We start from the raw sequence: 14,510 nt of genomic DNA, 5'->3' as shown, positions 1-14,510 counted from the left end.
TTCTTACTTATCCGCCCTAAGCAATTCCGCCTCCGTCAACAACGAGCACACTACCCGTTACCCATGAGGACAAGTCACTCGCCAGGAATAATACGGCATTCGCGATATCACGCGGTGTGCCTAGACGCTCCAGTGGTCTGCCTCCTGCAGAGGCAACCAGAAATGCGGACTCATCTTGCTGCAGCTGCTTCGCTTCGTCACGCAGGAGCGGTGTATCCGTATCACCTGGTGATACACAGTTGACTCGAATGTTCGCCGCACCATGGTCGATAGCCATGGCGCGCGTCAAATTGACAACGCCTGCCTTTGCCGCGCAATAAGCTGCTGCGCGGTCTCCACCTTTCAGTCCCCAACCTGAGCCTGTGTTAATGATGCTGCCTCCGCCGCTATGCTCCATAATGGGAATGACATATTTAGAGAGGAGAAAGACACCTTTGAGCGAGACATCCAGTACAAGATCCCAGTCTCTTTCATCCAACTCGGTAACCGTTTTGCGGCGGATGACCCCAGCGTTATTGAACAGGATGTGAATCCCTCCAAGCACTGATTCAATCTCTGAGGCTGTGCGTTCGCAGTCTGCGGCAGAGGTCACGTCGCAGCAGTAAAAGCTGGCCTGACCTCCCTGTTCACGGATACTGGCGACTGCCTCGTTACCCGCAGCCTCATTAATATCAATCAAGGCAACATGTGCCCCGAAGCTCGCCAGAAGCTCAGCGGTGGCCAGCCCAATGCCTGATGCTCCGCCAGTAACGACAGCTACCTTGCCAGATAAATTCAAAACGTCCTGTGTATTAAGCATGTTGATCTTCCTCCATTTCATATTGCTTCGCTTCTGTACTCATTCGGTGGCTAAGCCGTTCAGGAGAGCTATCCTCTGCCATATAAGCCTGAAGCAAGATGCGGAACCGGAACGCTTCTGGCTTAACTGTATTTTCAGGGGACTGTGCTGGACCACAGCTGTTGCTTCCCAGTCCATTCTGTCTGTAATCCAGGTTCAGTGTGATGAAATCACGAGGTGCCAAATCACTCATATGCTGCGCCTTCTCCAGATCACTGTCGGTGTAACGTCTGGCGCTGAAGTCAAGTGTTGGCGCTCCTGCCGCCAGCAGACCAATTCCTGCTCCATCGGCTATCGACATCCACCTTACATCTGTCCGATTTCCGTTCTCCTGAGGATAAATATATGACGTGAATAATCCATCTACACTGCTCTGATATACGCCGAAGCGTCCGGCCTCCCGGCTATCCGAATAGCTCTCACCCGGTCCACGGCCATACCATTTCACACGGTCTATATCACCGGGAACTTCCATTTGAAGACCGATTTTAGGAAGCATAGCGGGTGGTGTTCCTTCCGGCATTCCCTTTACATCTATAATGATTAGTCCACTTGCAGTAACCGTATAGGAAGTTTCACAGCGGAAGCCCCAATCGTAGACAGGGGGTGCTATACGTGAAGTCCAAGTCATACGCACAGACGTTTCATCCAATTGATCCCAGCGGAAATCGTCTATCCGCTCTGTCAGTCGATCGAGGTGTGCCTTGCGCCAATCTGGGAGCACATACATATCGTTATCAATCGGAGCGCGCCAGAAATTCAGACGTGGTCCAAGTTGAATGAGCTCCTTTCCGTTCAGGCTAAGGGACGTAAACCCTGCACGTAGACGATTAAAAGTAATACGGAAACTGTCATTCGCAAGAACTAGCTGGCGTCCTTCTTCGGTGACTGACAATTTCTGCTCTACAGGCAGTTGCGATGGGGAAGAGACTGCTGAGCTTGAATGACTTGGCAGTGCAAACTGTGCCCAGGCTACTTCATGCCCTTGCGCCGCCCAAGCACAGTCAGCTGCCAGCGTGAAGCCGACATTCAGCCACATCTCTGTAGCCGGAGCGAGAAGGATCGACTGCTGATCTATCAAATTTGGGATTAACAAGTCTGTGCTATCACCTGGGCCCACCTGTGGAAGTACGAGTACACCGCTGTTAAACGTTCGTCCATCAGCCGTGACACTGTAGTGTACCTGCAGATGATCCAGTGTCACGAAATCATACCGATTCGTTACGCGAATCTTTCCTGCGTCTATCATTTCTACCTTCACAGGCTCGATAATTTTCTTATATTCAATGAGCCCCGGAGAGGGGGTGCGGTCCGGACGAACCAGCCCATCAATAACAAAATTACTGTTATTCGGTACATCACCGTAATCGCCGCCGTAAGCATAATCAGCCTTGCCATCGATTGTTGTTCTGCTAAGCCCATGGTCGATCCATTCCCAGACAAATCCGCCTTGAAGGCGCCGATAAGCATCAAAGGTGTCAAAATACGTTCGTAACCCTCCGGGTCCATTGCCCATCGCATGAGCAAATTCACATAGGATATGCGGCTTCGGATGATCTGTCAGTTGGCCGAAGCCTTCCATTTTCTCCACAGAAGAATACATCGTGCTCACCACATCACATACTTCCGCTTCACGGTCTTCTTCATAATGAATAAGTCGTGTGGAATCATTGGCTTTGCACCACTCAGACATCGCGCGGAAATTGCAGCCGAAGCCCGATTCATTGCCAAGCGACCAGAAAATCACGGAAGGGTGATTTTTGTCGCGGTCCACCATACGGCGAATGCGGTCCACATAGGCATCCTTCCACGCAGAATCATCACTAAGACGTGATATATTACCGAGTGGCTCAAAGCCGTGCGTTTCCAGGTCCGTCTCTTCCATAACGTATAGCCCATACTCATCACATAGATCATAGAACCGCGGGTCATTCGGATAATGTGCCGTCCGCACCGCATTGATATTGTGCTGCTTCATCATTTGGATATCTTCGCGCATGGTGGATACCGTAACGGTTCGTCCCGTATCTGGATGATGATCATGTCGGTTCACACCTTTGAGAAGGATCGCTACGCCATTCACCAAGAACTGTCCATCCCTGACCTCCACACGGCGGAACCCGACGCGTTGGGCAACAGTTTCTATCACCTGATTGTTCGAATCGACTAATGATATGATCAGATGATATAAATAAGGAGATTCGGCATTCCATAAGGAAGGCTTCGCCACCGGCAGATTGAACTCGACGCTTGAAGGATGGTTTAGATTCTTCTCAGCAGACAGTATCTGTGCTCCAACGTTATTCAGCAGTTGCAACTGTACCTTGCCCTGAACTTCTTCTCCATTAAGGTCTAAGCGAACGGACAGTACCGCATTCGTAAACTCGGTATCTAGCTCGGTTATAATTCGATAATCTGTAATGCGTAACGCTGAAGGCTCGGAGACCAGATAGACATCGCGGAAAATGCCACTCATCCACCACATATCCTGGTCCTCCAAATAACTACCGTCGGACCACTGGTAAACCCGGACTGCCAATCGGTTAACTCCCGTCTGCAGATGAGGGGTCAGATCAAATTCTGATGTCAGACGGCTGCCTTGGCTGTACCCGACAAACGAACCATTCAGCCATACATGAAATGCGCTATCTACACCGTCGAACTTAAGTGAAATAACTCTTCCGTCCCAATGGTCTGGCAGCGTGAATTCCCTTACGTAGCTACCCGTTGGATTATCATTAGGTACATGAGGAGGATCGACAGGGAATGGATAGTACAGGTCCGTGTAATGCGGATTTCCGTAGCCTTGCAACTGCCAGTGGCCAGGGACAGGGATATCATCCCAACCTGAGGTGTCGTATTCATTTTGATGAAAATCCGGGGGTGCCAGCTCTGGCCCCTCAGCAAATTGGAATTTCCAAATGCCATTCAACGATTTGAACCACGGAGAGCTTCCTCTGTCATAGCTCAGAGCACTTTCTGCATTAGAATGAGGAATAAAATAGGAGCGACTCTTCGCACGGTTTCTCTCCAGCACGCTGAGGTTATCCCAGTCGCGCTCAATGTTTATAACATTCATGATCGTCATCCCCTTCATCTATCTATGTGTCCTATCCTTTAATACCTGTCGTGGCAATTCCGCCGACAATGTAACGCTGGGCGAAGAAGAAAATGGCAAGCGGAGGAATCGAAATTAAGCAGGTGATGGCCATAATGGACTGCATATCAACACCGTACATGCCCTTGAATTGAGATAGGCCAAGCGTTAACGTATATTTCGTCTGATCATTCAGGAAAATGAGCGGTCCCAGATAGTCATTCCAACAACTCATGAACTGGAATACGGAGACCAGAATCAGTGAAGGTCCCATTAGCGGCACGATGATTCGAAGCAGAATCGTCATTTTACTGGCGCCGTCAATCGTCGCTGCTTCATCCAGCTCCCGGGGCAGGGTCATAATGAACTGCCGTAACAAAAAGATATAATAGGCAGAGCCGAACCACGACGGAATAATAAGCGGTTTGAGTGTGTTGATCCAACCCAAATAGTTGAACTCCATATATTGCGGAATCATCGTTACTTCCCAGGGGATCATCATAGTCGCCAGGACGACAAGAAACAGGAAATCACGCCCTTTGAACTGGAATCTGGCGAAGCCGTAAGCGACGAGCGTGCAGGATATCAGCTGACCTATGGTGGATAAAACCGTAACGAGCAGTGTGTTTTTCAAAAATAGATTAAAGGGCTGGATATTCCATGCTTCTGCGAAGTTACTGAATTTCCATTCGGACGGAATCCATTTGGGAGGAAACAGATAAAGCTCCTGCGGTGATTTCAGCGCCGTGGTCACCGCCCAGAAGAGTGGGGCGATGAACAGCAGTGAGAACAAAATCAGCAACGCGTATGCAAATACTTTTTTCATCAGTACCGCCCCCTTTTACTGGCTTTAAGCTTCTTCTGCGGATTCTTTTTCATTTCACCTTCATAGAACACCCAGGCTTCCGAAGATTTGAATACCAGAAACGTCAAGGTAAGCACAATCAGGAACATAAACCAGGCGTTGGCGGCAGAGTAACCCATCTTGAAATATTTGAAAGCGTTCTCATACATATACATCGCATAGAAATAGGTTGATTTCATTGGCCCGCCTCCCGTGAGTAGAAGAGCCAGGGTTAGCTGCTGGAATGCTGCGATAATCGATGTGATGAGATTGAACAGAATGGTTGGCGTAATCATCGGAATGGTTACACTCAGGAACTTTCGGATTTTACCTGCTCCGTCGATTGAAGCGGATTCGTACAGGTCCTTAGGAATGCCTTTAAGTCCAGCTAGGAAAATAAGCATCATGGATCCTTGTCCCCAGAGACTGGCGACGACCATCGCAACGAGTGACCAGTTTGTATCATTTAGCCAATCTGGCCCCTGAATGCCAAGGACAGATAAGAAATAGTTAAGGATTCCATAGTCTCCGCTGTATACCCAGGACCAGATCATAGCAAGCGCCACACCTGAGATTACTGAGGGGAGATAAAATGCCGTACGAAAAATGGCGCTTCCTCTAACCCTTTGATTTAGCAGCATGGCAAGTCCTAGTGCAACTACAATATTGAGCGGGACGAAGAGGGCTGCAAATTTCAGTGTTACAAATAAAGATTTCCAAAAAAGGGGATCATTCGAAAACATCTCTACGTAGTTGTCTATCCCGATAAAAGTTACTTTACCGACGATTGGCCAATCAAAAAATGAAATGACCAGTGAAAATAACAGAGGTCCTAAAGTGAAGAAAACAAATCCAAATATCCATGGGAAGATAAAGAGGTAGGGGGCAAACCCACCCCATTTTCGTTTTTTTAAGGCCTTAAGGGTAGCTGTCGGTTCCGATGTATTCTGCAGGTAGGTCTGAGCCATCTCCCAACCTTCTTTCTACAAGTGTTATTTCAAATATCGCTCGCTGTCCTTAACCGCCTGATCCAGCGCTTCTTGAGCATTGCTACCGTGCATGACGGCTTCCACCGCAGCCGACAGCTGTCGGTTTACTTCATTCCACTTCGGATTGAGTAGAAATGCAGGTGTATTGTCCGAACGCTCAAGCATCGTGTAATAAGGTTTGTAGAGTGGGTCCTGATCCTTCTTGAGCTCATTTACAACACTTTGTCGTACAGGCAGGTCAGCAACGCGCATTTTGATCGATTCATTAGAGACATAAAATTTAACGAATTCCCATGCCAGATCTTTATGCTTGGAGTCTTTGGCAATAGACAGCGCGGATTCGGCCAGTACACCTTTAACCGGTTTGCCTGGAAAAGCCGGAATTTCGACCGTACCTACATCAATTCCCGCTTGTTTGAAAGATTCAAGCGGCCAGATTCCGCTTTCCCACATGGCGATCTTACCGCCTTTGAAAATATCATCACCGCTTTGCTGGCCTTTACCACCTGTGAGCACGGCGGTGCCGTTCTTCACCATATCACCAAACATTTGGATAGCTTCAGCAGTTTCCTTACTGTTCATGTAGCCTTCGATGGTTTTACCATCCGGGGAAATAAAGGAGCCGCCGTTGCTCCAGACAAAGCCCTGCAAGTCATACGTATCATTCTCGGCACGGGCACCAAAGCCGTACTGCTTCTTGGAATTGTCCGTCAACTTCTTCGCGATATCCTGGAATTCACTCCATTCCCATCCGTCTTTAGGATAAGGGACACCAGCAGCATCAAAGAGCTTCTTGTTATAGTAGACGACACGAGTCGTGAAGCCTGCCGGAATGCCGTACAGCTTATCGTCAATTTTTCCGTAGTTGAACAATCCTTTGTAAAAATCATCTATCTTCAGGTCTTTGTCCTTTTCTGCGAAGCTATCCAGGGGTTCAAGAGATTGATGGTAGGTAGGGAAGTCCCACATGTACATGATGTCTGGCGGGTTACCTGCTCCAAATCCTGCGGCAAGCTTCTGGTCAAATCCGTCCGCATAAGCCTCAACCTGCACCTTTGTGCCGGGATGTTCCGCTTCAAATTTTTTGGCGATATCCTGCTCAATCTTGAGCGCGTCCCCCGTATCCCAGGTTGCAAAACGAAGCGTCTTCGTCTGATCCGAACCGCCGTTCTCCGGATTGGCTGTTCCAGCGTTACCGCTGCATGCAGACAGCATAGATACCATCAGCGTCGTTGCAAGGACAATGAGTAAAGTTCTCTTTTTCATATTGTCAGCTCCCCTGTCAATGAGGTTTATAATAATTGAACCGCTTTCATCGTAACTCGAATGAAAGCGGTTCAAAACGTGTATCTATTTGAATGTTGTTGTGATTTTGTTCGATTTATTGAAGCAGGTGTCAATCTGTTCGGGACTCGTCGTCTTTTTGTTGGGCACGGTAATGACTCGGTGTCTGACCCGTACAGCGTTTGAACCATTTGCTAAAATATTTGCTATCTCCCAGTCCTGTCCGCTCCGCAATTTCCTGCATGGTTAGATGTGTATCCCGCAGTAAACCATAAGCAAGGCGCAATTTCCGTTTATATTGGAAGGCAATGAAGCTATCACCAACTGCCTTCTTAAACAGAATGGAGAAATGACTGCGACTGAGCCCAACCTCTTCCGCCAGTTCGCTGGCTGACCAATCTGCTGCGGGATTAGCATATAGTAGATTCACGGCTTTCCAGATCGGATCTGGCCAATGATTTACGGATATCCCATACAGCCTCTCTAGCTCAGCTTCTTTATGAAGGTTCTGGAACGCCTGCTTCAGATCATCACTGTGGAGCAAGGATTCTTTGCGAGTCCATTTCAGCTGACTGAATTTGCTCTTGTTCTCTACCAAAAGGCTGTCTGCAGACCCTCGCAGCGAATCAGGAACGATCCAATAGCAGTATTCTTCTCCATATGGAATGATCGTACCCTCGCACATACTACGGTCATTCTTCTCAGCACCCTGTAGTAGACCGGTCCAAGAGGCTCCGCATTCTATTGTTCGAATCAGATATATCAACAGCGGCTCACCATTAAAATGCCATAGACCGCCATGCAGCTTCTCCAGCTCCTCTGGAAATTTACAGCTATGCCCGTTCAGCCATGCAAAGAGCAGCGTTTCCATGCGTTCTTCATCGTTTGGAGAGGGCGGAGGGGAGACCGACAGCTCCTGCTGGAACTTATTTAACATTTCTTCAAGTTCTTCGTCCTCAAAAGCGGTCTTCAAGAGATATCCGGATGCCCCAAGTTGAATTCCCTGTTGTGCGTATTCAAAATCCCGGTGGCAGCTGAGCAGAATTATTTTGGTCTTTGCCGCTACCTCCTTTATCTTGCGAGACAGCTCAATGCCATCCATCTCTGGCATAACAATATCTGTAATAACAATTTCAGGCCTATGCTCCAGAAAGGCTTCCCAGGCTTTTTGTCCATTGGGTGCGTCAGCTACAACTTCCATCCCGAATTTCTCCCAAGGTACGGTCGAGCGTAGACCTTTTCGTACAATGCTCTCATCATCTGCAATCAGCACCTTAATTCTCTTTGCTGTATCCATCCGGACGCTCCTCCTCTTTGGGCCAATGAATGACAATCGTTGTACCCTCACCCTTAGTCGAATGTACCGTAAGCCCGTACTGTGGGCCGAAATGCAGTTTGAATTTCTGGTCTGCGTTCTGTACGCCTAATCCTCCGCGTCCACGACGATTCGGATCTGGCAAAAGCAACCGCTCCCGTTTTTCTTCCGTCATCCCCGCTCCGTCATCCCTGAGAGTCAGCAGAAGCTCATCCTTCTCTACGGTGACATCCAGCTTGATTGTACCTATCCCATCCGTGAAGCCGTGGAAAAATATATTTTCAAACAGCGGCTGCAGCGTCATACGCGGGATTAGATATTGCTTCAGCGAGTCTTCACAACTTAGCTCATAGCTAAAAACATTTCCGTACCTGATCTCCTGAATTTTCAGGAAATGCTCAATCATGCGTAGCTCTCTGCCCAACGTGATCAGTTCCTGCGATATATCCAGATTTCCTTCCAGCACCATCGTTAAGTGATATAACATCTGACGAATATCATCAGCACCTTCCAGACGGGCCTTCCACTGAATGGAGTTCAACGTATTGAACAGCAGATGGGGGTTAATCTGATAATGGAAAGCCTTCAGCTCTGCTTCCTTCTTGAGTCGTTCGCTCTGTTCCACTTCTTGCACGAGCGATTGAACACCACTTACCATCCGGTTAAAGCTCATATCAAGGCTACCTAGCTCATCTCTACCTTCGATTGGCATCCGTGTATCCAGCTTACCGAAGCTGACCTTCTGCATTGAATCCTTTAGCGTACGAATACGCGCTGTAAACCTTGATGAGAACAGATAGGCGAGTCCAAAAGCAAGCAGACATGAAATAACTGCCACGACAATGGTATTCGACCGAATAATGCCCGAGGACAGGTAGAAGGCTTTGGCAGGCAATCTCGCTTCTATGGTCCACTGGTTCACGGCAAGGGTCCGGTTCCATGTAATGTCACTATCCTTTTTCGTAAAAGCTGAAGCGCTCTCATACACAAGCCTTCCATCCGAAGCTTTAATGGTCAGATGTGACTTCGTATCTGTCTCAAATAGTTTGAACATATCGATCAGTTCCTGCGCATTCTCCTCTATGAGTATGGTACTGCCGTTTTGCGTTCCGTTGGAATTATGGATCGGAACAGCGAGACCAAGGACGGGGAGATTCGAATCGCCTGAGCTGCTCATTGCGTGATTTTGCATATAAAAGCCGAGCCAGTATATTCCTTTATAAGAAGCGGGTTTTGTTTTCCATTCTGGAATATTTTTTAGTTTCTCAACATTCAAATTGTTCTCTCCATAATAATAGCCAGAGGGTGTAATGATATAGATTCCTGCAGTTAGATCCGTCCGCAGCGATTTGAGTAGGGCTTCAAAGTCATTCTTCTCAATGATTTCACTATAGCTGACAGGGGCCTGATTCCTTAGATCTGTATGGGCGGGATCGAGTAAATACGAGTAGATCGTTTCACTCATTTGTTTCATTCGGCTTAAAGATGAACTTGTTTGTTGCTCCAACTGTGCTACGGCATTTTCTCCATATTTGCCAAACTGCGAATTAATAATTTTGGCAGATTGGTAATAGGACAACGCACCAAGAGAGAGCAGAGGAATCAGAGTGACGATGAGAAAACAGAAGAGCAGCTTGGTCCGTATACTGCGGTAGGAACCAGAGAAAATACGTTTATTAAGCTGCCTGATCCACTGGACGTTCATAAACGATTTCCCCTCTCGCTATAACTATATCTACCTGCATTCTAGCATGGACAGATAGTCTATAGAAGAATCCAATCATTTCATGGTAACGCTTTCAAATTACTATGTGCAAATAAAATTTTTCGGAGAAACGGGAAAAGCACCTCCCCGGAAAGCTGTTTAAAACAGCAGCCGAAGACGTGCATTATTCGTTTTAGGTTGTGTACTCGTGCCCAAGGATCAGGAACACGCTTGATGTCCATGTGAATGCCCTGTCACGTAGGCCTTCACCAGTCAGTGCGTCGAAATTCTCTGCCATACCACTCCGGCTAAGCATATTGCAGAAGCGGCGTGATACTTCCTGAGCAAGCTCCAGGTCACCAGCTGCGGCTACGCCCTCCACGAGCAGCATGGTCGAGGGTGCCCAGATCGGTCCGCGCCAGTACCCGTCTGGTATATAGTAAGGGCTGCTTATGCTCTCGGTCGCCCAACCATTTTCCGTCAGGAAGCGATTCTCCTCCCCGAGTCCTTTCAGAAGAACATCTCTGATTGGTTCCGGCAGGCGTTTACCAAGTAGAATCGGAACGAATAACAGCAGACTGTCTCCAGCTGAAGGCTCATGTGTACCTGAACGTAAGGAGATAAATCTTCCATCTTTCCAGAAGTGGCTGATCATCTTCTCCAATGTATTATCCGCCAGCTTTCTCCATTCAGAGGATTCCTCTGTAAGCCCAAGCAACCCAGCAATTTCAGCAAGAAGCTCTGTCTGGATAATCAGAAAGGCAGCTAAATCCGGACTTTCTACGGGAATTCCATTATTAAATGCTGTACTGTTATCCCAGCCGGAATCATTACCGTGGTTATATTGGGGAATCCCATCACCATCATCATCACGATACCGGAACCACCATTTCGTCCACTTGGACAATGGACCATACACTTCACGAAGCTGCGCCTCGCGGATATAGTCCGTACGTTTCATCATCCAGGCCAGTGTCCATCCATGAATAGGAGGCTTGTTGCAGTTCCAAAGTTCATATTTATCGTTCACAAAGTCAGGAATCAAGCCACTCTCATCTTGCCGATCAAAAAAGATCATGAATTGGTCCCATGCAAGCTTTGGATCATGACGAACAAGCGCCATAGCATTGAAGCAGTGGTCCCAGCTCCATATATTCGTCATCCAGTTCTTCGACATATACATGGCAGGACGCGTCAGGCATCCCTCCGCTGGAACAAGGCAAGACCAAGTAATGTAAGCCGCGAGCTCCCGTGCATCCTGCCAGCGATCAGGGATCGCAAGACTACTGTCAAGCCACTGGTTAAATTCAGTACGGATCGCCTCTACGTCATCATCAAAGGACTCCCATTTTGGCCGCGGCTCCCATACTGTGCGGAACTCCTCAACGGCAAACTCCGCCGTATTTGTGTCCATATCCACGGTGAACTCTGCAATCACTCGTGAGCTCTTGATCTTATCCCACGGCACTTCCATCTTCATTCCGCCCACAAGTCCAGTCAGCATAAAACGGCATTCATGGGTAAAGCTGTTCACTTCCCAGCTGTTCTTATTCACTTCATATGCATAATCATAGGCTGCCGGGATAAAGGTTAGCCGGACCCCGCAGCCTATTGATCGGAATCGGACGGTATGACTATCCGAAATACAGATTTCGGCAAAGATCGGCGTCACTGGTGAATTCAGCCGGACGATTTCGGGAGAAGCTTCTGTCGTGAATGGAATCGTCTGATTCTGCTGATCCAACAGTTCAATGCGGAACGCCTCACCAAATTTATCATCTCCACCCCGCACAGTTCGTAGGTAGAGGCCCTGCTGTCTATTCTTGCTTTCAGGCAGAAGAGAGACCGCAAGGAACGATTCTCTGCGGCTGAAAGGTACAAAGTTCAGGTCAAATTTCATAATGCTCCTCCTTCAATAAGGAATAATACGCTTTCATTGTAAACCGCTGCTCAAGGAACAGGAACGTCCAGGTGTCTTCACTAAAGAGGGGAATTTGTTGGCAATGGATAATTCGGGTGGTTATAGGTGTCTTTTTGTTAGAGGATTGGGGGAGGAAGTGTTAGATTATAAAAAAATAGCTGACCAACTGGAATTATTTCTGAGGTTAGATGGAATGGAAAGAGCCCATGAATTAGGCCGTATTAGACCTTTTCATGGGCTCTTGTCTTTTTTTATCATTGGATTGAATAGTTAAAATATAAGTTCATTATGCATGTTGAATCATTTCACTGCATTTCGATCCGGTAACTGACTCAGATAACTGTTGGATAAGTGTAGAAGGTCCAATGCCCGTTCGTACTGTTCCTTCGTAACATATTCGGAAGCGGTCGATTTCTCGTTCCCTTCAGTTGGCATGACGGATGCCGGTTCTGCGGGTTCATCCTTCAGACTGTTCGAATGCGTCTCCTGATCACGATCTGCCGAAACGAAATCCTGTCTCCCGGTATCGGCAAGAGAGTAATGCGTACCATCACCGTATCCCGTTTCTGGAACGAACAGTGAAGCATCGTTTAATACGGAACCGGAGGGCAGATAATAGCGCTCTGGCAGCAGATTATTTCCTTCACGCAGCAAATCCTGCCCAAAATACAGTTGGTTCTGGAGAGAGGCACCGGTTAACCCGGCGATCGTTGGCAGAATATCCACCTGTCCTCCGATCTGCTCCAGCTGAGCTGCCGGCGTGATGCCAGGAGCCGTTACAATCAGTGGAATATTAATCATGTCTGCGGACGTGTACTCCCGACCGTAGATTTCCTGCATGAGTTTCTCATCGGTCCGATCCAGTGAGTAGATAGGCAGACCCAGATGGTCACCGTAAACAACAAGCAAGCTATTTTCCCATAATCCACGTTCTTTCAGTCCCTCAATAAATTGCCCCACCGCCTGATCGGCATAATGCTGGGATACAAGATAATCCCCAGGCAACGTATTATTGAACCGTTCTGGCAGCGTCAGACTGACCTTATCTTCTGGTAAATGGTAAGGGTGATGCGCCGACATGGAAATAATTTGTGCATAGAAGGGTGACCCTGTGTCCTGCATGGCCTCGAGTTTATCAAGTGTCTTGCTGTACAACACCTCATCCGATGCTGAGAAGGCGATGGAATCCTGTGTTCCGAAATATTTAATATCATAATAATGGTCGAATCCAAGCGCCTTGTATAACTGATCGCGATTCCAGAAGTGCACATCATTCGTATGGAATGTGGCTGTCTGGTAACCGTTCTCGGACATTAGTCTTGGCAGACTTGGCAGCTCCTTATTGGCATAGACGGTAGTTGCGGCTCCGTTGGGTGGTGTGTAAAACGATGTATTCACCACAAACTCGGCATCCGACGTATTTCCTTGTCCCACTTGCTGGTAAAAGTTGGGGAAATACAGGCTTTGTCCGGCCAGCTCATTCAGATGGGGTGTAACTTCCTGTCCGTCCACCTGCAATCCGATCAGAAAGTTCTGGAATGATTCGAGCTGGAGGACAATGACGTTGCGCCCCTTGGCTGCGCCCTGCTCCACAACAGAAGGTAATGCGGTCGTTTGTTTAATTTCGTCGATATGATTCTGATCAATTTGATCAAGGGGCACAGGTTTATCCGGCCGATCCGCCAGGATGGTGTATGCTTCATATCCGAGAATCCCCATTTGCTCCGCTTGTGTGATCTCGCTCATGCTTGCGCGATTGGGGTATATATTGAGCATGCACAGTACCATCGACAGGATCAGAATGACCGAGGCAATTCGTCTTCTGGCGCTTCGTTCAAGCGGCACTCTGCCTGGACGTTCAGTCCCGCCGAGCTTGATCCGGCGACGGATCAATATCCCTGCGATAACCAGAATATCTGCAAAAATAAACAAATAATACGGATCAAGCAAAGAGAACATGCTGCTCTTGACCGAAGTTACCTGATTAACCTGTGCGAGCGCGTGATAATTGACGATAACACCATAATATTTGTAGTACATGATGGCTGCGAAGAAGATGCCCGATAGCACCAGATTTAGTCCGAGATATAGCCACATCCGGCGTTTGGCTGCGAACCACTCAATCAGACAGAAGCAGATCCAGATCAGCGGCAACTCTGTCAGCAGCGGTTTCCAGACGGGGATGTCATCGAAGATCACAATCCAGGCCAGAGAGCTTTTGATCATCATAATAACGGTGAACACTATAAACGGTCCGCTTAGAAACCGGGTGAGTGAATTGCGTGACAAGATACCGCCTTCCTTCCTTTCCGAAGTTTCATTTAACAAGTATTATGCTATCTCATGGCATGTCGTGTCAAAAGTAACGAACTTCTTAATTGCTTGCATTTTGCAATTATTGTGGAAAAAAGAAAGGTCAGCTCGGGTTCATTCAGGACATAGCATATCCAAAAAAGCCCCTTCCTATTAAGAAAGAGGCGGGAAGGGCTGTCATTTTGAAGTGCAAATGAACCTGCC

At 47.9% G+C, this 14,510-nt stretch carries 10 protein-coding genes; 1 reads left to right on the top strand and 9 read right to left on the bottom strand.

Annotated features, from left to right (window positions below):
- Positions 1-16: 16 nt before the first annotated feature.
- The 8 genes from QP794_RS09285 to QP794_RS09250 all read right to left on the bottom strand — a co-directional run bounded on the left by QP794_RS09285 (position 17) and on the right by QP794_RS09250 (position 11,972).
- Positions 17-799 carry an SDR family NAD(P)-dependent oxidoreductase gene (locus QP794_RS09285; RefSeq protein WP_285075936.1) on the bottom strand — a complete coding sequence of 261 codons (783 nt, stop codon included), beginning with the start codon at positions 797-799 and terminating at the stop codon, positions 17-19.
- Positions 792-3,917: a beta-galactosidase subunit alpha gene (gene ebgA, locus QP794_RS09280; RefSeq protein WP_285075935.1), complete on the bottom strand. Its 3,126-nt coding sequence runs from the start codon at positions 3,915-3,917 to the stop codon at positions 792-794. The genes QP794_RS09285 and ebgA overlap by 8 nt, the downstream gene beginning before the upstream one ends.
- Before the next feature lie 31 nt (positions 3,918-3,948).
- On the bottom strand, positions 3,949-4,761 hold the full coding sequence (locus QP794_RS09275; RefSeq protein WP_024629878.1) for a carbohydrate ABC transporter permease: 813 nt from the start codon (positions 4,759-4,761) through the stop codon (positions 3,949-3,951).
- Complete coding sequence (locus QP794_RS09270) at positions 4,761-5,747, bottom strand: carbohydrate ABC transporter permease (RefSeq protein ID WP_285075934.1); 987 nt, start codon at positions 5,745-5,747, stop codon at positions 4,761-4,763. Before QP794_RS09270 ends, QP794_RS09275 begins: the two co-directional genes overlap by 1 nt.
- A 24-nt stretch (positions 5,748-5,771) precedes the next feature.
- The gene (locus tag QP794_RS09265) at positions 5,772-7,034 is read right to left on the bottom strand and encodes an ABC transporter substrate-binding protein (protein ID WP_285075933.1); all 1,263 of its coding nucleotides are present in this window, start codon (positions 7,032-7,034) and stop codon (positions 5,772-5,774) included.
- A gap of 130 nt (positions 7,035-7,164) precedes the next feature.
- Positions 7,165-8,349 carry a response regulator transcription factor gene (locus QP794_RS09260; RefSeq protein ID WP_285075932.1) on the bottom strand — a complete coding sequence of 395 codons (1,185 nt, stop codon included), beginning with the start codon at positions 8,347-8,349 and terminating at the stop codon, positions 7,165-7,167.
- Entirely contained in the window at positions 8,327-10,072 is a 1,746-nt protein-coding gene (locus QP794_RS09255) for a sensor histidine kinase (protein WP_285075931.1), read from the bottom strand. The genes QP794_RS09260 and QP794_RS09255 overlap by 23 nt, the downstream gene beginning before the upstream one ends.
- Positions 10,073-10,265: 193 nt before the next feature.
- On the bottom strand, positions 10,266-11,972 hold the full coding sequence (locus QP794_RS09250; RefSeq protein WP_285075930.1) for an amylo-alpha-1,6-glucosidase: 1,707 nt from the start codon (positions 11,970-11,972) through the stop codon (positions 10,266-10,268).
- A gap of 103 nt (positions 11,973-12,075) precedes the next feature.
- Here QP794_RS09250 and QP794_RS09245 point away from each other — a divergent pair, with 103 nt between their 5' ends.
- Positions 12,076-12,267: a hypothetical protein gene (locus QP794_RS09245; RefSeq protein WP_285075929.1), complete on the top strand. Its 192-nt coding sequence runs from the start codon at positions 12,076-12,078 to the stop codon at positions 12,265-12,267.
- A gap of 26 nt (positions 12,268-12,293) precedes the next feature.
- Here the strand turns inward: QP794_RS09245 and QP794_RS09240 are convergent, their stop codons facing one another.
- Complete coding sequence (locus tag QP794_RS09240; protein ID WP_483311894.1) at positions 12,294-14,222, bottom strand: LTA synthase family protein; 1,929 nt, start codon at positions 14,220-14,222, stop codon at positions 12,294-12,296.
- Between the last annotated feature and the right edge of the window lie 288 nt (positions 14,223-14,510).

It is taken from the genome of Paenibacillus sp. UMB7766-LJ446, from assembly GCF_030226665.1.
In the GTDB taxonomy this organism is placed as follows: Bacteria; Bacillota; Bacilli; order Paenibacillales; family Paenibacillaceae; genus Paenibacillus; species Paenibacillus vandeheii.
Note: the sequence above shows the minus strand (reverse complement) of the source record. Positions and strands in the feature narration are given on the sequence as shown.

Bases quoted from the DNA above. Each gene is read 5' to 3' on its own strand.
- QP794_RS09285 (WP_285075936.1), bottom strand. From the start codon at position 799: ATGCTTAATACACAGGACGTTTTGAATTTATCTGGCAAGGTAGCTGTC.
- ebgA (WP_285075935.1), bottom strand. From the start codon at position 3,917: ATGAATGTTATAAACATTGAGCGCGACTGGGATAACCTCAGCGTGCTG.
- QP794_RS09275 (WP_024629878.1), bottom strand. From the start codon at position 4,761: ATGAAAAAAGTATTTGCATACGCGTTGCTGATTTTGTTCTCACTGCTG.
- QP794_RS09270 (WP_285075934.1), bottom strand. From the start codon at position 5,747: ATGGCTCAGACCTACCTGCAGAATACATCGGAACCGACAGCTACCCTT.
- QP794_RS09265 (WP_285075933.1), bottom strand. From the start codon at position 7,034: ATGAAAAAGAGAACTTTACTCATTGTCCTTGCAACGACGCTGATGGTA.
- QP794_RS09260 (WP_285075932.1), bottom strand. From the start codon at position 8,349: ATGGATACAGCAAAGAGAATTAAGGTGCTGATTGCAGATGATGAGAGC.
- QP794_RS09255 (WP_285075931.1), bottom strand. From the start codon at position 10,072: ATGAACGTCCAGTGGATCAGGCAGCTTAATAAACGTATTTTCTCTGGT.
- QP794_RS09250 (WP_285075930.1), bottom strand. From the start codon at position 11,972: ATGAAATTTGACCTGAACTTTGTACCTTTCAGCCGCAGAGAATCGTTC.
- QP794_RS09245 (WP_285075929.1), top strand. From the start codon at position 12,076: ATGGATAATTCGGGTGGTTATAGGTGTCTTTTTGTTAGAGGATTGGGG.
- QP794_RS09240 (WP_483311894.1), bottom strand. From the start codon at position 14,222: ATGATGATCAAAAGCTCTCTGGCCTGGATTGTGATCTTCGATGACATC.